The 19,905-nt window shown below is 32.7% G+C and carries 17 protein-coding genes; 8 read left to right on the forward strand and 9 right to left on the reverse strand.

From position 1 onward, the window contains the following. Positions 1-65: 65 nt before the first annotated feature. Together NH341_RS01195 and NH341_RS01200 are read left to right on the forward strand one after the other, a co-directional pair. Positions 66-461 carry a hypothetical protein gene (locus NH341_RS01195; protein WP_253055484.1) on the forward strand — a complete coding sequence of 132 codons (396 nt, stop codon included), beginning with the start codon at positions 66-68 and terminating at the stop codon, positions 459-461. A gap of 89 nt (positions 462-550) precedes the next feature. Continuing rightward, a complete protein-coding gene (locus NH341_RS01200; RefSeq protein ID WP_253055485.1) occupies positions 551-1,921 on the forward strand; it encodes a sodium:alanine symporter family protein in 1,371 nt (456 codons plus the stop codon). On the opposite strand, the gene NH341_RS01205 is transcribed toward NH341_RS01200, so the two are convergent. Then, positions 1,911-2,255, reverse strand: coding sequence for a HopJ type III effector protein (locus NH341_RS01205; RefSeq protein ID WP_253055486.1), 345 nt, complete (start codon positions 2,253-2,255; stop codon positions 1,911-1,913). The two genes, NH341_RS01200 and NH341_RS01205, sit on opposite strands and share 11 nt — an antisense overlap. A gap of 182 nt (positions 2,256-2,437) precedes the next feature. On the opposite strand from NH341_RS01205, the gene aspS reads away from it, so the two are divergent. Together aspS and NH341_RS01215 are read left to right on the forward strand one after the other, a co-directional pair. After that, positions 2,438-4,192 carry an aspartate--tRNA ligase gene (aspS, locus tag NH341_RS01210; RefSeq protein ID WP_253055487.1) on the forward strand — a complete coding sequence of 585 codons (1,755 nt, stop codon included), beginning with the start codon at positions 2,438-2,440 and terminating at the stop codon, positions 4,190-4,192. Between the two features lie 192 nt (positions 4,193-4,384). Continuing rightward, positions 4,385-6,157: a chloride channel protein gene (locus NH341_RS01215; protein WP_073182464.1), complete on the forward strand. Its 1,773-nt coding sequence runs from the start codon at positions 4,385-4,387 to the stop codon at positions 6,155-6,157. Here NH341_RS01215 and glpQ read toward each other — a convergent pair. From glpQ to NH341_RS01230, 3 genes are all read right to left on the reverse strand, one after another. Next, positions 6,147-7,052, reverse strand: coding sequence for a glycerophosphodiester phosphodiesterase (gene glpQ / locus NH341_RS01220; RefSeq protein WP_253055488.1), 906 nt, complete (start codon positions 7,050-7,052; stop codon positions 6,147-6,149). The genes NH341_RS01215 and glpQ overlap by 11 nt on opposite strands. A gap of 75 nt (positions 7,053-7,127) precedes the next feature. Beyond that, a complete protein-coding gene (locus NH341_RS01225; RefSeq protein WP_253055489.1) occupies positions 7,128-8,621 on the reverse strand; it encodes a YfcC family protein in 1,494 nt (497 codons plus the stop codon). Between the two features lie 108 nt (positions 8,622-8,729). Next, positions 8,730-9,755, reverse strand: a complete 1,026-nt coding sequence (locus tag NH341_RS01230; RefSeq protein ID WP_047788205.1) for a zinc metalloprotease — start codon at positions 9,753-9,755, stop codon at positions 8,730-8,732. A gap of 408 nt (positions 9,756-10,163) precedes the next feature. Between NH341_RS01230 and NH341_RS01235 the strand changes: the two genes are divergently transcribed. Beyond that, the gene (locus NH341_RS01235; RefSeq protein ID WP_082118594.1) at positions 10,164-10,865 is read left to right on the forward strand and encodes a Bax inhibitor-1 family protein; all 702 of its coding nucleotides are present in this window, start codon (positions 10,164-10,166) and stop codon (positions 10,863-10,865) included. A 69-nt stretch (positions 10,866-10,934) separates the two neighbouring features. Here NH341_RS01235 and NH341_RS01240 read toward each other — a convergent pair whose 3' ends face one another. Then, complete coding sequence (locus NH341_RS01240) at positions 10,935-12,146, reverse strand: aminotransferase class V-fold PLP-dependent enzyme (RefSeq protein WP_253055490.1); 1,212 nt, start codon at positions 12,144-12,146, stop codon at positions 10,935-10,937. Between the two features lie 92 nt (positions 12,147-12,238). Here NH341_RS01240 and NH341_RS01245 point away from each other — a divergent pair, with 92 nt between their 5' ends. Together NH341_RS01245 and NH341_RS01250 are read left to right on the forward strand one after the other, a co-directional pair. Beyond that, positions 12,239-13,564 (forward strand): serine hydrolase, encoded by a 1,326-nt coding sequence (locus tag NH341_RS01245; RefSeq protein ID WP_253055491.1) that lies wholly within the window; start codon positions 12,239-12,241, stop codon positions 13,562-13,564. Between the two features lie 3 nt (positions 13,565-13,567). Then, positions 13,568-13,909, forward strand: coding sequence for an SdpI family protein (locus NH341_RS01250; protein WP_239178410.1), 342 nt, complete (start codon positions 13,568-13,570; stop codon positions 13,907-13,909). Between the two features lie 104 nt (positions 13,910-14,013). Here NH341_RS01250 and NH341_RS01255 read toward each other — a convergent pair whose 3' ends face one another. Continuing rightward, positions 14,014-14,691: an SCO family protein gene (locus NH341_RS01255; protein ID WP_239178408.1), complete on the reverse strand. Its 678-nt coding sequence runs from the start codon at positions 14,689-14,691 to the stop codon at positions 14,014-14,016. Between the two features lie 159 nt (positions 14,692-14,850). Here NH341_RS01255 and rseP point away from each other — a divergent pair, with 159 nt between their 5' ends. Beyond that, positions 14,851-16,209 (forward strand): RIP metalloprotease RseP, encoded by a 1,359-nt coding sequence (gene rseP / locus NH341_RS01260; protein WP_159488923.1) that lies wholly within the window; start codon positions 14,851-14,853, stop codon positions 16,207-16,209. Between the two features lie 89 nt (positions 16,210-16,298). Here the strand turns inward: rseP and NH341_RS01265 are convergent, their stop codons facing one another. Genes NH341_RS01265 through NH341_RS01275 form a run of 3 tightly spaced genes read right to left on the reverse strand, consistent with a single transcriptional unit; the run spans position 16,299 to position 19,881 of the window. Further along, positions 16,299-18,107: a lysophospholipid acyltransferase family protein gene (locus NH341_RS01265; protein ID WP_047788198.1), complete on the reverse strand. Its 1,809-nt coding sequence runs from the start codon at positions 18,105-18,107 to the stop codon at positions 16,299-16,301. Positions 18,108-18,158: 51 nt separating this feature from the next. Then, a complete protein-coding gene (locus NH341_RS01270; protein ID WP_253055492.1) occupies positions 18,159-19,412 on the reverse strand; it encodes an aspartate kinase in 1,254 nt (417 codons plus the stop codon). Further along, positions 19,399-19,881, reverse strand: coding sequence for a GNAT family N-acetyltransferase (locus NH341_RS01275; protein WP_125344038.1), 483 nt, complete (start codon positions 19,879-19,881; stop codon positions 19,399-19,401). Before NH341_RS01275 ends, NH341_RS01270 begins: the two co-directional genes overlap by 14 nt. Between the last annotated feature and the right edge of the window lie 24 nt (positions 19,882-19,905).

Below are 19,905 nucleotides of genomic sequence, written 5' to 3' on the forward strand. Positions count from 1 at the left end.
GATAAATTCAAAAAATAAAAGACGAAAGCGTTAAACTTTCGTCTTTCCGTTTTAAAAAGTTTTCAATGAGAAAAGATATTGAAATCCCTAAAGTAACAGGTGTAGAAATCGCAGTAGTTTTAGAAACTAATGAAATTGATGGTAAAGAGGATTGGAATGTATACATTCTAAACAGAAAAGATGTTGATTTAGAAATGGTCGTAATTGTTTCACAAGGATTTTCAGATACTAAAACTACTTCTATTTTCAGAAGAAAAATAGATACTCTTCCTGCAAATAGTTATCAAAAGTTTGAATTAATGCAACCTGAATTGTTCGATTTAGACAACCGTTTTCAGATAACATTTTTTGAAGACAACAGACTACATGATAAAACTTTTATTTTTCAAGCAGAAACCATTCAAAAAGGCTTTTTAAGAGACATTGAATTCTTAGAAAAAAAAGGAATTGTTTGTAAATAAAAATTCACAAAAGAACGATAGTTGTTAAATCACAGCTATCGTTCTTTTTTTACTATCACTTTTTAGTACTTTCGTAAAAATCCTATTTCATGTTTTTAAACATTCAAGACTCAATTGCTCAATTTTCTTCTTGGGTATGGGGAATTCCCTTACTAATTTTATTAATTGGTGGTGGATTATACCTTTTTATCTATTCAGGGTTAATTCCGTTCAGGTACATTGGTCATGCTATTGCTATTTTAAGAGGAAAATATGACAAAGTAGACTCTCCTGGAGATTTATCACATTACGAAGCCTTATCATCTGCTATTGCAGCTACGGTAGGAATGGGAAATATTAGTGGTGTTGCCATTGCTATTGCAACAGGTGGTCCGGGTGCTATTTTTTGGATGTGGATTAGTGCTTTTGTAGGTATGGCTACCAAATTTTTCACCTGTAGCTTATCAGTAATGTATCGCGGAAAAGATGAAAACGGAAACGTAAAAGGAGGTCCTATGTATGTAATTACTGAGGGTTTAGGAAAAAAATGGAAACCTTTAGCACTATTCTTCTCAGCAGCTGGATTGATAGGTACACTACCTGCATTTCAGGCCAACCAACTAACACAAACCTTAGTAGATGTTTTTCAAATACAAGAATCTAGCCATTTTACAGCTAAATTACTATTAGGTATTTCTACTGCTATTATAGTGGCCATAGTTATTTTTGGTGGAATTAAACGAATTGGTAGTGTTGCAGGAAAATTAGTTCCTATAATGGTTGTGATTTATTTACTTACTGTTTTAACCATTTTATTTTTGCGATTAGAACAAGTTCCATCTATTTTTTCTTTAATTTTTGAGGATGCTTTTTCAGGAAAATCTGTTTTAGGTGGTGCTTTAGGGGTTTTGATAATCACTGGAGTAAAACGTGCTGCTTTTTCTAACGAAGCTGGCTTAGGTACTGCACCTATGATGCATGGGACTGCAAAAACCAAAGAACCAATCCGTGAAGGATTAGTCGCTATGCTGGGGCCTGCTATTGACACCTTGTTAGTTTGTTCTTTAACTGCATTAGCCATTTTAGCCTCAGGAGTTTGGGAAAATTTTGAAGGTAATGGAATTTCTATGACACTGGCTGCATTTGATGCGGTACTTCCTTACAAGATTGGAAGTATTATTTTAACCATTTGTGTATTAATATTTGCTTTCTCAACACTGTTCACCTACTCTTTTTATGGATTGAGTTGTTTAAGCTTTTTAACTAACACCAAGATTGGAAAATCATACAATTATATTTACATCATTACTATTGTAATTGCTTCTATTATAAAATTAGACTTTGTTATTAACCTAATTGACAGTGCTTATGCTTTAATGGCAATTCCTACTGTGCTTTCAACACTAATTTTAGCGCCAAAAGTAAAGAGAGAAGCTGCTAAGTATTTTCAGAAGTTAAAAAGAGGAGCTTTTAATGTTTAGCCAAGGGCTCTCCTTCAAAAAGCAAGCCTTCAAAACCTGTTTTTATAAAGTTTCTAATATTTTGATGATCTGTTCCTTCTGGATTATATAACACATCTTCAAAATAATATTTTCCAAAACACGCTAAGGTTTCTTCTTTACTAAATCGCTGCTGTATAGCAAACGAAAATATTTTACACGAACCTTGATTTTTTTCAGCTTCGTTGTATAAACTTCCATTTTTAAAGGCAGTAGGAGTGAAACTATACAGGCTTTCAATTACCGAAATAGTGTCAGAAAACTCAACTTTTTTTGGTGTATTTTGTATGGTTTGTTTAAATACGTCTAATGTCATTTGAAAAAGGTTTTTATACTGCAAAACAAATGATTTAAAGTCATAAAAACTAAGTCGTGGTAATTTTTTACAAACTAACATTTATAGTTAAATTTGCACAGCAAAAATTTCTAGATTCCGAAACAAGTTCGGAATGACAAATTTGTAAGAAATCTCGCTATGCGAGAATAAAATTTTTAAAAATGTACAGAACGCATACTTGTGGTGAGTTAAGAGCATCGCACATTAATACTGAAGTTACCCTTTCTGGATGGGTACAAAAATCACGTGATAAGGGTTTTATGATTTGGGTAGATTTACGTGACCGTTACGGAATTACACAGTTAATCTTCGACGAGGAACGCACTTCTAAAGACTTAATGGAGAAGGCAAAAACTTTAGGGCGTGAGTTTGTAGTACAAGTTACTGGAAAAGTTATTGAGCGTCAATCTAAAAACGCAAATATTCCAACAGGTGATGTAGAGGTTTTAGTATCTAGTTTAGAAATTTTAAACGAAGCTAAATTACCACCTTTTACAATAGAAGATGAAACGGATGGAGGTGAAGATTTACGTATGAAATATCGTTATTTAGATATTCGTCGTAACCCAGTTAAAAACAGCTTAGTTTTCCGTCATAAAGTATCGATGGAAGTTCGTAAATATTTATCTGACAAAGGATTTATTGATGTGGAAACTCCATATTTAATCAAATCCACTCCAGAAGGAGCACGAGATTTCTTAGTACCTTCTCGTATGAATGCTGGTCAGTTTTATGCCTTACCACAATCACCACAAACCTTTAAACAGTTATTAATGGTAGGTGGTATGGATAAATACTTCCAAATTGTAAAGTGTTTTAGAGATGAAGATTTACGTGCCGACCGTCAACCAGAATTTACACAGATAGACTGTGAAATGGCATTTGTTGAGCAAGAAGATGTGTTAGAAATTTTTGAAGGAATGACACGTCATTTATTAAAAGAAATCAACGGAGTTGAAGTAGACAAATTTCCCAGAATTACGTTTGATGAAGCTATGCGTAAGTACGGAAATGATAAACCAGACATCCGTTTTGGAATGGAGTTTGGCGAGTTAAACGAAGTAGCACAGCACAAAGACTTTAAAGTATTTAACGATGCTGAATTAGTTGTAGGTATGGCTGTACCAGGAGGCGCTTCATACACTCGTAAAGAGATTGATAAATTAATTGATTGGGTAAAGCGTCCGCAAGTAGGAGCTTTAGGAATGGTATATGTGAAATGTAACGAAGATGGAAGCTTTAAATCATCGGTAGACAAGTTCTACGACCAAGAAGATTTAGCTAAATGGGCTGAAGCTACAGGAGCGAAGGCTGGAGATTTAATCTGTATTCTTTCAGGAAATACTAACAAAGTTCGCGCGCAATTAAGTGCGTTACGTATGGAACTAGCAGAACGTTTAGGTTTGCGTAAACCAAACGAGTTTGCTCCGTTATGGGTAATCGATTTCCCATTACTAGAATTAGATGAAGAAACAGGGCACTACCACGCAATGCACCACCCATTTACTTCTCCAAAACCAGGTCAGTTAGCATTATTAGATACTGATCCAGGAGCTGTAAAAGCAAATGCTTACGATTTAGTGTTAAACGGAAACGAAATTGGTGGAGGTTCTATTAGAATTCATGATAAAGAAACACAAGCTATCATGTTTAAGCATTTAGGATTTACCGAAGAAGAGGCAAAAGCTCAGTTTGGATTCTTAATGGATGCTTTTGAATACGGAGCACCACCTCACGGAGGTTTAGCTTTCGGTTTAGATCGTTTGGTAGCTATTTTAGGAGGTCAAGAAACCATTCGTGATTTTATTGCTTTCCCTAAAAACAATTCAGGACGCGATGTAATGATTGATGCTCCTGCAACTATAGACGATGAGCAATTACAAGAATTGAGCATTAAACTAGATATTAAAGGGTAGTCTACCTTGTTACAAAACAAGAGGGTTACCACATCGAATACAATTTACTTCGTAATAACCAATAAAAAATCCCGTTCTAGAATTAGAATGGGATTTTTCTTTTTTATAAAAACCTACAACTTTTCTTAATAAATTATATCTTTAATTATTCATATTTAGCTTTTCAAAAATTAACTAAGCATCTAGAACACAATGCCTACATCTAAAGAAGCTTATAAGAAAATATTAATTTGGAGATACAAACATATCTCTGAACGACAGTTTGTATATGTTTTAAGCATTTTAGTAGGGTTTTTAGCGGGTATTGGTACCTTAATTCTTAAGAACCTTACTTTTTACTTCCATCGTATTTTAGAAGATGGACTTATTAAAGATTATCATCATTCGTTATACTTTATTTTTCCTATCATCGGGTTATTTTTAGTGTATTACATTAAAAAATATCTAATTAGAAAAGATATTGATCATGGTATTTCTACTACTTTACAATCTATTTCTAAAAAGAATGGAATTATTGAACGTTATAAAATTTATGCTTCATTAATTACCGCTCCTATAACTGTAGGTTTTGGAGGTTCTGTAGGGCTACAAGGCCCTGCTGTAAGTACTGGTGCTGCCTTAGGCTCAGGTGTTGCTAGGCTTTTTCATATGAATATGAGAACTCGTATGCTGCTAATTGGTTGTGCTACCGCTGGTGCGATGTCTTCAATGTTCAAAGCTCCTATTGCTGCTATCATTTTTGCAGTGGAAATTTTTAGTTTGGATCTTGCTTTTGCATCGTTAGTTCCTTTATTATTAGCATCGGTTTCAGCGGTGATTACTTCTTATTTCTTTTTAGGAAAAGATGTATTATTTAGTGTACAACTACAAGATGCTTTTGAAATTAACGATCTTATCTTTTACATAGCCTTGGCTATTTTTACAGGGTTTTCTTCTGTATATTTTTCTAAAATCTATTTTAGAATTATTAATTTTTTCAAAAAATACACTCCTTTTAAACGATTAGTATTTGGTGGAATTGCTATTGGTATAATGCTGTTTTTAATTCCTCCTTTATTTGGTGAAGGTTATGGAATTATCAACAATTTATTGTCTGAAAATGCCAGTGCCGCTCTTAAAAATATTCATTACAACATTGATTTTAATAATGTTTGGATGGTTATTATTTTTCTGTTAATTATTGGTGTTTTTAAAGTAATTGCCATGACTACTACTTTTGCTGCTGGCGGAGTTGGTGGTATTTTTATTCCTACACTTGTTATGGGAAGTGCTTTGGGAAATGTTACTGCTAAAATTATCAATCAATTCGGGTTTGATGTCTCAGAAACTAACTTCACATTGATTGGTATGACGGGCTTAATGGCTGGTGTTTTACACGCACCTTTAACGGCTATTTTCTTAATTGCTGAAATAACTGGAGGTTATGATTTATTTGTTCCATTAATGCTTGTTTCTGCTGTTTCCTATGCTATTACCAAGTATTTTGTATCAAATTCTATTTACACAATTGAACTAGCAGAACGTGGCGAGTTAATTACGCATAACAAAGATAAAAATGTGATGATGATGATGAAAACGAGTCAAATTATTGAAAAAAACTTTGTAAAAATTCATCCTGAAATGAGTCTTGGAGATATGCTAAAAAAAGCAGTTGCCAAATCAAAACGTAATATTTTTCCTGTGGTTGATAATGAAGATAAGTTTATGGGGATTGTTTTATTAGATGATATCCGCCCTATGATGTTTAATCAAGAATTATATGAAACTACGAAGGTAAGAGATATTATGAAAATTGCTCCAGCAATTATTTTTTATAATGACACCACTGAAAAAGTCATGCAAAAATTTAAAGAAAGTGGCGCATGGAATTTACCCGTGGTAAAAAACAGAGTGTACATTGGTTTTATTTCTAAATCAAAACTACTTTCAGTATATAGAAAAAAATTGTTAGAGGTTACTGTGTAGCTAAAAACTGAACCATTTTATCTGGAAAATCGGTAAAACCGCCATCAACATTTGCTTCAAGAAACAGTACTTGCATCATTTCTTCAAAAGAAGAAAATTCACCCAGTTGATCTGCTCTAAAAGTATATGGATGTACTTGTAGTCCTAATTTGTGAGCATCTTTAACTAGTGTTGTAAACTGCCACTTCTCTCCTACTTTTTTATCTAAAATTTGCTTGTACCAAGGTCCCAACCCGTCTGCATACGATGCAAAATGTGCTAATTCTTTGGTTTCCTCAGGGAACTCAATTAATTGTACTAAGAATAATTCGGACTTCAATTCTTTTCGAACTCTTTCCAATTCTTTCGCATCAAAACATTGAAACATACATTTATCGTTCGTTGTTTTGTAGCCATAGCTTGAAAGGATATCCAACGAAATTTTAGCAATATCTTTTCCATTCTTATGATGAAATGCTGGGTTTTTAATTTCTGGATAAATTCCGATATTTTTTCCTGTGGAAGCATTTAGTCCTTGAATTAGCTCTATTTCCTCTTGTAAAGAGTGTAATTTAAAGTTACCTCTCCCCTTCGGAAATCGATTCGGGTACACTTGTTCTCCTGTTTTCGGATTAAAACGCTCTGTTACATTTAGTTTTTGTAGTTCTTCAAACGTAAAATCAATTACATAAAAACGTTCATCTTCTCGTTTTTTTTCTGGATATTTTTCAGCAACATCAGTAACATCATCCAAATAAATATCATGAATAACAATTGGAATGTTATCTTTACTCAATACTAAATCTTGTTCTATATAATCAGGATTCATTGCGTATGCCATGGCTTTGGCTTCCATCGTGTGTTCTGGTAAGTATCCTGAGGCTCCTCGATGAGCGATTACAACTTTCTCTTTCATATTGGTCAGTTTAGTTTCTGGCTTGCATCCGAAGAAAAATATCAAGAAAAACAGCGCATAAATTTGTTTCATTATTTACAAGTATACTTGGGCGGTTAAAACTAGCATTGTAAAAATGGTTAAGATAATTACTAACGGAATTACAAACTTTAACCATTTATCATATCCTACTTTCACAATGGCTAAAGATGCCAAAATTAAGCCTGTTGGGTTGATAAAAGCAAACAACCCCATACCATATTGATAGGTATTTACAATAACTTCTCTACCAACACCAACTGTATCTGCCAACGGAGACATGATGGGCATCGTTAATACTGCCATTCCTGATGAACTTGGAATAAAAAATGATAGTCCTGAATAAATGAATAACATTACATTGGTAAAAATTCCTTTAGACATTCCTGTAGTAAACTCGCTTGCGTGTTGTAAAATAGTGTCGCTTATTAAACCTTGTTCCATTAATACGGAAACTCCTCGTGCAATACCGATAATAAAAGCAACTCCTAATAAATCTCCAGCTCCTTTAATAAACGTGTTTACAAAGTTTTCTTCTTTCATCTTAGCTAAAAAACCTATTAAAATAGCACCTATTAAAAACACCACGGTCATTTCTTCAAACCACCATCCTAAACGGGATACTCCATAAATCATAATTACAAAACACATGGTAAAAATGGTTAATATAATTCGTAGTCTACCTGTTAAGCTATGTGTACTTGATGTTGAACTGCCAAAAAGACTTTCAATCATTTCTTTTTGATCGTAAATAATGGATTTTGTTGGATCTTTTTGAACTTTGTTTGCATAACGTAAAATATAAATTACACAAATGATAATTCCTCCAATTAACATTAACAACCTCCCTGTAAAGCCAGTAGTCCAATTAATTCCTGCTGCATCTGAAGCAATAATAACACTAAACGGGTTTACCGTTGAACACATTGTACCAATCGACGACCCAATATACACACAAGCTAAAGCTACTATAGCATCGTATTTTGCCGCTAAAAATATGGGAATTAGTATTGGATAAAAGGCAATGGTTTCTTCTGCCAACCCAAAAGTTGTACCTCCTACAGCTATTAAGGTTGTTACCACAAATATAAGCCAATACTCTTTTCCTTTCAATGTTTTTGCTAACCAAGCTATTCCAGCATCAAAAGCACCTGTGAAATTCATTATTCCTATAATTCCTCCTAAAATCAGGACAAATAAAATAATATCTGACGATTGAATGATTCCTTTTATTGGCGATTTAAAAAAGTCTAAAAAACCCTGTGGTTTTGGATCTAGCTGAGTATAGGTTCCTGGTACACTGATTGGTTTTGCGATATCACCGTTGATAAACTTTTCTAATGGAATTTTAATTCCTAAGCCTTCTAATGTTTCTTGACTTGCCTCTATTGTTTTCTCTTCCTCTAAGTGTAAATACGTAAATGAATTATTGTTTTTCTGATACTGTAACGTGTCAAACTTACCTGCTGGTACAAACCATGTTAAAATAGCTACCAACCCAGCAATTAATAATAAGATAGTATGCGGAGTTGGGAATTTAATGTTTTTCAAAATAAAAAGTTATTATTTATCCGCATAAAAGTAAAAAAAACCAAGAGATGTACATCTCTTGGTTTTAAAATAATTATTGAGAACGTCTTAAAAAAAGACTTATTAAACTTATATCATAGAAGACCTCGCTCCTCCTGAAGCAAATAAAGCTCTCATTCTGTTACGCTGACCATCAGTAAACATATACATACAAGCATCGTTTGTATAATCCATATAGTTCATTGTCATATCAGCAGATTTACAGCTAACATCTGGATACGTTGGACATCCGTAGTTTGATGCATCAGAAGATGGAGTATCAGCTACGAAATCGTCTTGACGACATCTTCCGTCTCCCCAAATGTGACGTAAATTTAAGTAATGACCAACCTCATGGGTTGCAGTTCTTCCCATATTATATGGAGCAGAAGACCCTCCTGGTAAAGTTCCTGCTAATAACACTACACCATCTGTAGATAAAGAACCTCCTGGAAATTGAGCATATCCTAAGATACCTCCTCCTATTTCACATACCCAAACATTTAAGTGTGTTTCTGGTGTAATTGGAGGATAAGCAGCCTTAACAGCATCGTTAGTTCCCCAAGATGACCTAGAGTCATCATGCCTAAAAGTGCCTGCTAATGTAAACTGGATTCCTGTATCAGTTGCATCGTTGATAAAATCCGAAGCCCCTGAAGGAAGTTGATTTGTATTTGGATTACTAAAGTCGTCATTCAATACATTCATTTGTGCTTGAATTTGAGAATTTGTAACACTATTAGAGTTTGGTAAAACAATATGTACATATACAGGAATATTAATAGTTCCTAAACCATCTTCTATTGGTGCTACATCTACATCCCCTCCAGTACTTCCTCCCCCTGGTTTACCTTTCTTTGTTGTTATTTTTCTTGTAGCATACTCAATATCATACATTTTTTTGTATAACCCTGGGTTTTCTTTTACCTGCCTGTTTAAAACTCTCATTGAGTGGCATTGTTCTGACCCTCCTCTATGAGAAACTTCTTCTGTTTCTACATAAAAGTCACTCATATCAATTGATTCTTGAGGGTCTAAAGCTTCGTCTTTAGAGTTTTCCTGACATCCTACTAAAAATGAGGCTGCTACAGCTAGTGTTAAAAAAATTCTTTTCATGTTGTGAATAATTAAAAAATTAGTTATTGATAAAACTGCCCATAAGGCAATAAACTTGTTAAAAAACTCAAAAAAAAGGTATCATCAATTAATTTGTTAAATACCTGTAAATTTGATAGTTATTTGAAGGGTTTTTTAACGATATGCAATATATGATTTTTTTTAAACGCTAAATAAAAGTTAAAAAAAAGTTAATTTATTAGGTTTTATCACTTGGGAACACCCTTATCCTAACAATCTAAGAATGTTAAAATTTAACAAAAACAATAAAAAAACGTCAATTTTAAACAATAAAAATTTTAAATACGACATTTTTAACACACTCAAATTGTATTTTCTACAACATGGAAAGATAAATTTAAAATCACCTAAAAAACATATCTTTACATCGTATTTAAAAAATTAATTATGGAAAACTCATTTGAACCAAAAGTGCTTGTTGCACAAGTATCAGAAACTGACAGAATTGCTTTTTACAAAAAAACCTATGCGCACGTTGCTGGTGGCGTATTATTGTTTGTTTTGTTTGAATATTTATTTTTACAAAGTGCTACGATTGTAGAATTTGCCTTATCAATGACCCAAGGTTATAAATGGTTATTGTTACTGGGTGGTTTTATGTTAATTACAAACTATGCAGAAAGTACTGCCTTAAAAACTTCTGATAAAAACTTACAATACTTAGCATATTCAGGGTATATCTTTGCTGAAGCATTTATTTTTATCCCTTTAATTTACATTGCTATTTCTTATACCAATAATTTTGATGTTATAAAACAAGCAGGAATTGTTACGTTAGCATTGTTTGTTGGAATTTCATCAATCGTTTTTATTACTAAAAAGGATTTTTCTTTTATTAGAGCTGGATTATCTGTTGGATTCTTTATCGCTATCGGATTAATAATAGCTGGTGCTTTATTCGGATTTAATTTAGGTTTGTGGTTTTCTGTTGGAATGTGTGTGTTAGCAGCTGGTTCTATTTTATACCAAACATCTAACTTAGTTCACAAGTTTTCTACGGATGATTACATTCCTGCAGCATTAGGCTTATTTGCTTCTTTAATGCTATTATTCTGGTATGTATTACAAATATTTATGTCAAGAGATTAGTAAAAAAACTATTATAAACTAAAAAAGCCTCCATTTGGAGGCTTTTTTATATTCTTATGCTAAATTCTTCTAACTTAACATCATTTGCGCTTTCTTAACTGCGTTTACCAATACATCAACTTCTTCTTTCGTATTATAAAAAGAAAAAGAAGCTCTCACTGTTCCTGGAATACAATAAAAATCCATAATAGGTTGTGCACAATGGTGACCTGTACGAACAGCAACACCTAACTTATCTAAAATAGCTCCAACATCATACGGGTGAATTCCTTCTAAATTAAAAGATATTACTGATGTTTTGTTAGTTGTTCCGTAGATTTTTAACCCATCTATTTTTTCTAATTCTTGGGTTGCGTACGATAACAGTTCGTTTTCTTGTTTCTCTATGTTAGAAAAACCAACTGAATTCATATAATCAACAGCAATTCCAAAAGCAATACCTCCGCAAATATTAGGTGTTCCTGCTTCAAACTTATGAGGTAACCCTGCATAGGTTGTTTTTTCAAAAGTTACGGTTTCAATCATTTCTCCTCCTCCTTGGTATGGTGGTAATAACTGCAATAGCTCTTCTTTACCATACAACATTCCAACACCTGTTGGTCCGCACATTTTATGAGCTGAAGCTACATAAAAATCAGCATCTAATGCTTGTACATCTGGTTTTATGTGCGGTACTGCTTGTGCACCATCAATCAATACATAAGCTCCAAACTTATGTCCTGCATGAATAATTTCTTTTATTGGATTAATTGTTCCTAATGCATTAGATACATGATTACAAAAAACTAATTTTGTTTTTGGGTTCAACAATTCATGGTATATATCCATGCGTAAAGAACCATCTTCATCCATCGGAATTACTTTTAAAATAGCTCCTGTTTTTTCACATAACATTTGCCAAGGCACAATGTTAGAATGATGCTCTAAAGCTGAAACAATTATTTCATCTCCTTCTTGTAAAATAGAAGCAAAACCAGATGCTACAATATTAACCCCATGTGTTGTTCCTGAAGTTAAAATAATTTCATACGAATGCTTCGCATTGAAATGTTTTTGAATCTTAATCCTTGCTTCCTCATACTTATCAGTAGCTTCCTGACTTAATGTATGTACACCTCTATGAATATTTGCATTGTAATTAGAGTAATAATCTACAATAGTGTCAATTACTACCTGTGGTGTTTGTGAAGTTGCTCCGTTATCTAAATACACTAATTTTTTTCCATGTACTTCTCTTTGTAAAATAGGAAAATCAGCGCGAATTTTATCTATACTAAACATATAAAATATCAAATTTAGTACAAAGGTAGGGCTTGCGTTTTAAATACAAACATCAAACAATTAAATTCTTACATTTGCTAGAAACCCATTCCATGAAAAATTTAAAAAGAATTCTTTTACTCGTTTTAATTGCTTTAACAATTGCTGTTTTTTACAACTATCCGAAGTTAAATATTTTGGCAGGATACTCCGCTAAAAATACCGCTTCATCAGTATTTCTAGCAGGAAGAAGCTTAGCTTTTACCGATGCTAATGACAATAATTTTTCTCCCATAAATATTACTTCTGATAAAATTAATACAGAAGAAAAATCAGCTACTGGTTCTGTATATGGATTGCTAAAAAGAAAAGCTATTTATAGAGAAGGCCTTGGAGCTGTTTTGGTTACTAATGATTTTGATATTACCAAACCTCAACTTACTCCAAAACGTTCTGAACCTGATAATATCACTCCTTTTCCTTATGGAAATGCAGATCATAAGGACACTATTTTCGCTAACATTGATTATACAAAACTAAACGAAACTATTGATACTATTTTTAATGATAGAAATCAAACACGCTCACTAGTAGTGGTATATAAAGACAAGATTATTTTTGAAAAATATGATACTGGTTTTACCAAAGAATCAAAACAGTTAGGTTGGTCTATGACCAAAAGTATTACAGGAACATTGTTCGGGATTTTAAAATGTCAAGGAAAAATTAATGTTCAAGAAGATAATTTATTTTCTGAATGGGAAAATGACGATCGAAAAAACATTACGATTCATAATTTATTACAAATGAATTCTGGTTTGGAATGGAACGAAGATTATAATAGTATTTCAGACGCTACCAAGATGCTTTTTCTAGAAAAAGACATGACCAAAGTTCAAGTAAACAAACCATTTGTAGGAAAACCAAACGAAACTTGGAACTACTCTTCTGGAACCTCTAATTTGTTATCGGGTATTTTACGAACAAAATTCGACACACACCAAGAGTATCTTGATTTTTGGTATAGTGGTTTAATTGATAAAATAGGAATGAACTCAATGATTGTTGAAACTGATATGAGCAATCACTTTGTAGGATCTTCATACGCTTGGGCAACAGCAAGAGATTGGGCTAAACTAGGCTTATTATATCTACATAATGGCGAATGGAATGGAGAGCATTTGTTTGATAAAGACTGGGTAAGTTATGCTACAACCCCTACTCCTACTTCAGATGGTTGGTATGGGGCACAAATTTGGTTAAATGCTGGTGGGCGTTATCCTGATGCTCCAAAAAATATGTTTTCTTTTAACGGATATAAAGGTCAAAATGTATTTATTTTGCCTAGTCAAGATTTGGTTGTAGTTCGTACAGGACTTACCAAAAACGCAGACGTAAATACCTTGTTAAAAGGAATTATAAATTCTATTAAAAATTAAACCATGAATCCATTTTATTATGTGCTTTCTATAAACGGATTGCTTTTTTTATTCAGTATTATTTTTCATTTTTTCCCTCCTAAAAAAATCAATGCTATTTATGGGTATCGTACTAATAAAACTATGAAAAATGATACTATTTGGCAATTTGCTAATGCTTTTTTCACTAAAGAGTTTATGAAGTATTCAGCAGTTTCTTTGGTTGCTTCGTTGGTTTTAGCCTTTATATCAAAAGAATTAACATGGCAACCTATGGCAATTATGTTATTATCATTAGCCGTATCTGTTGTTAAAACCGAACAAGAAATAAATAAGAACTTTGATGGGGATGGAAATAGGAAGTAAAACTCATCAAGACGTTTTAACCAAAAGACCTTGATGTTTTTGTAAAAACATCAAGGTCTTTTTTTCAACTCATATGTGTCTTTTGTAGAAACCTCCTCTACAAATTACTTTTTATACTCTTCTTTAAGCAGTGTAATATCATCAATAATTTTCTGCATATTTTCTTTTTTAGTTCCATCATACGAACCTCTTATGCGTCCTTCTTTATCAATTAACACAAAATTCTCTGTGTGAACCCAATCGCTTTCTCCGCCATCTCCTTCATCCAATACAGCAAAATAGTGTTTACGTGCTAAGTTGTAAATATGTTTCTTTTCTCCTGTTGTTACATTCCATTTTCCATCAATCACTCCTTTTTCAGTTGCATACTTTCGTAATTGTGGAACGCTATCCATTACTGGAGTCACGGAGTGTGATAAAAACATGATGTCGTCATCATTTTTATAATGCTCTTGCAACTCACTCATATTATACGCCATCGCAATACAAATAGTTTGACAACGGGTAAAAAAGAAATCGGCTATATAAATCTTTCCTTTATAATCAGCATTCGTAATCGTATCTCCATTCTGGTTAATTAAGCTAAACTCACCTACTCTATGGTTTTTTGTTCTGTTTCTTACAGAAGCATCCACCAATTTAGGGTTAATATCAGCAGGGTTATAAATAGGCAGTTTGTTATCAACTTTTACCAAATGATAAAAAACAGGAACTCCAATAGCACAAAAAACTAAAATAAAAATTAAGGTGCTTTTTGATTTTTTAAAGAATTTAATATCCACAGTACTAAAATTTTCTACAAAAATACGACTAAAAACAGCGTTTATAAACCACTATCCTAAAAACTTTGTTAAAACCAAAGGCTAACTTACGTGCAAACTTTTACAACTGTTGTTAAAAACGTACATTTGTCAGATTTTAAATTTAGACGAACACCATTTATGGAGATTTTAATAAAAGCATCACAGTTTATTTTAAGCTTATCGCTCTTAATCGTTTTGCACGAATTAGGACACTTTATTCCTGCCAAATTATTCAAAACCCGAGTAGAAAAATTCTATCTGTTTTTCGATTATAAATTCTCTTTATTTAAAAAGAAAGTAGGAGAAACTGTTTATGGTATTGGTTGGATTCCGTTAGGAGGTTATGTGAAGATTGCGGGAATGATTGATGAGAGTATGGATACTGAACAAATGCAAAAACCTGCGCAACCTTGGGAATTTCGTTCTAAACCTGCATGGCAACGTTTAATTATTATGTTAGGTGGTGTTATTGTAAACTTCATACTTGGTATTTTAATTTACATCTGTTTAATGTGGGCTTATGGTGAGAAATACTTACCGAATGAAAGCTTAAAAGATGGCGTTTGGGTTCAAGATCAATTAGGAAAAGATTTAGGTTTAGAAACAGGAGATAAAATCTTAACTATTGACGGACAAAAAATTGAGAAGTTCGGAGAGCTTCCTTTAGAGTTCATCAATGGTACTAATTACACAATAGAAAGAAACGGAACTGTTCTTGAAAAAGAAATTCCTACAGATTTTATCTCGAAATTAGTTGATAGAGGCAAAGATGCTGGAGCTTTTATAATGTACAGGCAACCTTTTGTAATTGGACAAGTTCCTGAAGACTCTCCAAATAGCAAAAGTGAGTTACAAAAGAAAGATATTATAACCGCTATTGATGGCGTTTCTACTCCTTATTTTGATCAAGTTCAAGTAATTTTAGAAAGTAAAAAAGGACAGGAAATAAATGTTACTGTTAAACGAAATAGCCAAAACATTACTATTCCTGCTAAAGTTTCTGACGAAGGAAAACTAGGAATTTATGCTACAAACTTACCTTTAACAGATTTAGAAAAGCTAGGGTATTACAATTTAGCTGAAAAAACTTATTCTTTTGGAGAAGCTATTCCAGCTGGTACCAAAAAAGCATGGACAACCTTAACCAACTATATTAAGCAAATGAAAAAGATTTTAAACCCTAGTACAGGTGCTTATAAAGGTTTAGGTGGGTTTATTTCTATTGGAAGTATATTTCCTTCAGAGTTTAACTGGCAAGCATTTTGGAACATTACAGCATTCTTATCTATCATGTTAGGATTTATGAATTTACTACCAATTCCTGCTCTAGACGGTGGTCACGTGGTGTTTACTTTATGGGAAATGATTACAGGTAAAAAACCAGGTGATAAGTTCTTAGAATATGCTCAAATTACAGGATTTATCTTATTAATTGCCTTATTATTATTTGCTAACGGAAACGATATTGTAAGAGAAGTTAGTAAATTTATGAAATAACAGTAATTATCTTTTACATAAACTAAAAAAGCATCGTACTACTGAATAGTACGATGCTTTTTTAGTTTATGCTATTTTTAACTTGGCCTCTACTTATTTAAATTCTCTGCTGCGCGACGTTCTAATTCTTCTTGAAATTCTTCCATAACAGGTTTTACAGTGCTTTCTGGTATATCTGCTACCTTTATATACATTAACCCATCAATAGCGTTATTAAACTTCGGATCTACATTAAATGCAACTAAACGAGCATTTTGCTTCACATACTTTTTAATTAATACCGGAATACGTAATTCTCCTGGCTCAAGCTCGTCAATAATTTTATCAAACTTTTGCATGTCTGCCTCAGTAGCATCAAACACAAAGTCTTTATCAGCATCTTTTAATTTTACTTTAAATTCTTTCTTCGGACGAATGTATTGTGCCACATACGGATCGTAATAATGAGATTTCATAAACTCAATCATTAACGATTTTGAGAATTCAGAAAACTGATTACTTATGCTTACTCCTCCCATTAAATATTTATGTTCTGGGTAACGTAATGTAACATGTACAATCCCTTTCCACAATAAAAATAATGGCATTGGTTTTTGTTGATATTCTTTAATAATAAAGGCACGTCCCATTTCAATGGTTTTTTCCATCATTGGATACAATTCTGGCTCTATTCTAAATAATGTTTGAATATAAAAACCATTTATTCCGTGTTTCTTAAAAATATCTTTTCCTAAGCCCATTCTATAGGCTCCAACCAATCTGTTTTGTTGGTCATCCCATAAAAATAAGTGGTGATAATATTTATCAAACCTATCTAAATCAATAGGTTTATTTGTTCCTTCTCCTACTTCTCTAAAGGTAATTTCACGTAAGCGCCCTATTTCATGTAAAATATTTGGTATCTCTTTTGCACTTGCAAAAAACACCTCGTAGTTCTTACTCTGTAATAATCTACTTCCTTTTTCTCGTAAAGCGTCAACTTCTTTTACAAATAACTCTGGTGATTTTTGAGAAGTGATTTTTTTGGCTTTCTTCGGAATTTTTAAATTGTGTGTTGACAATATTTTCGGAGATGCTTTCTCATACGGATTCGCCAACATATACGTTTTTCTACGTAAAAACTGGTAAAAATCAGGTATTTCAGTAAATGAATCTTGGTCTTTTACTGAAATTGGTTTACCAATTCTTACTTTGATAACTCTATTTTTCTGAGATAATAATTCTGACGGAAGCTTTGCTGTTCTTAGCGTATCACTAATCTTAGACAATGTGTAAAACAACTGACTATTTTTAGCGTGAAAGTAAATAGGAATAACAGGTACTTTCGCTTTTTTTATCAAGCGTACAGCCCCTTGCTCCCATTCTTTATCAACCATTAGCTTTCCATCACGATACGTAGATACTTCACCTGCAGGAAAAAGTCCTAACGGCTTTCCTTCTCTTAAATGTAATAAGGCATTTTTAATTCCTGCTACACTCGATTTAGCATCCTTATGATTCTCAAAAGGATTTACTGGCATTACATAAGGCTTTAAAGGCTCTATTCTATGCAGTAAAAAATTTGCTATAATCTTGTAATCAGTTCTATGCTCTAATAAGAGTTTTAATAATAAAATACCATCTATCCCTCCAAGCGGATGGTTAGAAATTGTTATAAAAGGTCCTTCTTTAGGAATACGTTTTAAGTCTTCTTCAGGAATTTCAAACTCTATTTGAAACTCATCAAGCAAACCATTTAAAAAAGGTAAATCTTTTTTGTGCTTGTGCTTGTTATAAATTTCATTGGCGGTAGAAATTCGCAAAACTTTCATCAGCAACCAACCTGAAAACGTTCCGAAAACGCCGAACTTGTCGGCTCCTATTGCTTTTGCAACTTCTTTAGGTGTTACTAATCCCATACATAGTTATCAATTGACATAACTGCAAATATAATCGATTTTTTGCAAGCTTTACATGTTTTCTTGAATCACTAACTGTGCAGTTTCAGTATTTATTTGACGAATGATTGATTTTCCTCGCTTTCTTATTGTTTTTATCGCTTCATCATTAAAATGACGAATTGTGTATAAAGTAGTATCCTTATAAGCTCTAATTTTATAAGCGCCTTTTAAATCATTGTAAAAATTCTCAAAATTATTGTACTTATCTTCTATACAAACAGAAAAACTAATCGCTGAATTCTGAATTAGGTTTACTTTTAAATTATAGTCGTGTAACTTCTTAAAAACATCACTAATATTATCTTCTACCATAAAAGAGAAATCTTTTGCTGAAATTGCTACTAAAATTTGATTTTTCTTTACGATAAAACAAGGAACTTCTGGTGTTATTTTTTTCCCTCTCCCAACACATGTACCAGATTTTGTAACATCTTCAAACGAACGCACATATAACGGAATGTTTTTTTGTTCTAATGGCTGAATTGTTTTTGGGTGAATTACTGAGGCTCCGTAAAATGCCATTTCAATAGCTTCGGTATACGAAATTTCTTGTAACAAAGCTGTTTCTGAAAATACTCTAGGATCAGCATTTAATACTCCTTGAACATCTTTCCAAATAGTAACACTATCAGCATCCAAACAATAAGCAAAAATACCTGCGGTATAATCAGATCCTTCTCTTCCTAACGTTGTTGTTTCTGTACCAAACCCTCCTAAAAATCCTTGTGTAATATTTAATTTAGATACATCTACTTTTTCTTGAATTTGTTGTTGTGTCTGCTCCCAATTAATTTTAGCATCACGATAAGTACCGTCAGTTTTTATGTACTCTCTTACATCTAACCATTGGTTCTCTACTCCTATTTCAGATAAATAAGCACTTACTATAGTGGTAGATAATAACTCTCCAAAACCAACCATTTGATCGTATACGTAGTTATAATCTTTGGATGTATTTCGAGCCATAAAACCACTCAATTCACCAAACAAATGATTTACTTTATTATATACTTCATGGTTTGTGCTGAACAAATTGTTCAACATATTTTGATGAAAGCCTTCTACAAAACTCAAAGAATCTTTAAGACTTTCTTTTTTATAGAAATAATCATTAACCACCTGCTCAAAAGCGTTGGTCATTTTTCCCATGGCAGAAATTACAACCAACGTATTTTCTGTACCTTCATGCTGCAATACTTTTGCAACATTTTTTACTCCACTAGCATCTTTTACTGATGCTCCTCCAAACTTAAATATTCTCATTACAAAATTGTTCTAAGCTTTGTTCATTCATATGGCACACTCTCCACTCATCATATACCGTTGCGCCTGTACTTTTGTAAAAATCAACAGCTCCTGTATTCCAATCTAATACTTCCCACGCCACTCTTTTGCAATTGTTTTCATGCGCATAATTCATAACAGCACTATACAATGCTTTTCCGGCACCAATACCTCTTTTAGATTGAGTTACCATTAGATCTTCTAAGTGAATTGCTTTTCCTTTCCATGTAGAATAGCGTTCATAAAACAACGCCATACCTATAATCTTATTATCTTCTTCTGCAACAAAGGTTTTAAACTTCGGTTTTTCAGAAAATCCATCTTTAATAATATCTTCTACCGTAATTTTAACCGCGTTGGGTTCCTTCTCAAAAACAGCTAATTCAACGATTAAATCTAATATAGCTTGAGCATCTTTTTGCTCTCCAGGTCTGATAATAAAACTCATTTCTTACTTTTTTTGGTAAAGATA

It is taken from the genome of Tenacibaculum sp. XPcli2-G, assembly GCF_024124505.1.
Taxonomy (GTDB): Bacteria; Bacteroidota; Bacteroidia; order Flavobacteriales; family Flavobacteriaceae; genus Polaribacter; species Polaribacter mesophilus.